This is a genomic window from Sedimentibacter sp. B4 (genome assembly GCF_000309315.1).
GTDB classification, from domain to species: Bacteria; Bacillota; Clostridia; order Tissierellales; family Sedimentibacteraceae; genus Sedimentibacter; species Sedimentibacter saalensis.
This window is the reverse complement of sequence record NZ_CANG01000470.1, coordinates 1-225: the sequence shown is the minus strand read 5'-3', so window position 1 is coordinate 225 and position 225 is coordinate 1. Positions and strand designations below refer to the sequence as shown.

At 66.2% G+C, this 225-nt stretch carries 1 protein-coding gene; it reads left to right on the top strand.

Annotated elements, in window-relative coordinates; genetic code table 11:
- On the top strand, positions 1-225 hold a 225-nt coding region (locus BN358_RS23685), incomplete at both ends, for an NAD-dependent epimerase/dehydratase family protein (RefSeq protein WP_157593444.1).

Below are 225 nucleotides of genomic sequence, written 5' to 3'. Positions count from 1 at the left end.
CAAGTTGTACGGGGCCGGCCTAAACGTCCGCGACTGGATCCACGTCACCGACCACAACCTGGCGGTGCTGCGCATCCTCGAGGCGGGTCGGATCGGCGAGACATACCTGATCGGAGCGGACGGCGAGAAGGACAACCGGAGCGTGATCGAGCTGATCCTGACCCTGATGGGCCAGCCGGCCGATGCCTACGACCACGTGAACGACCGGCCCGGCCACGACATGCG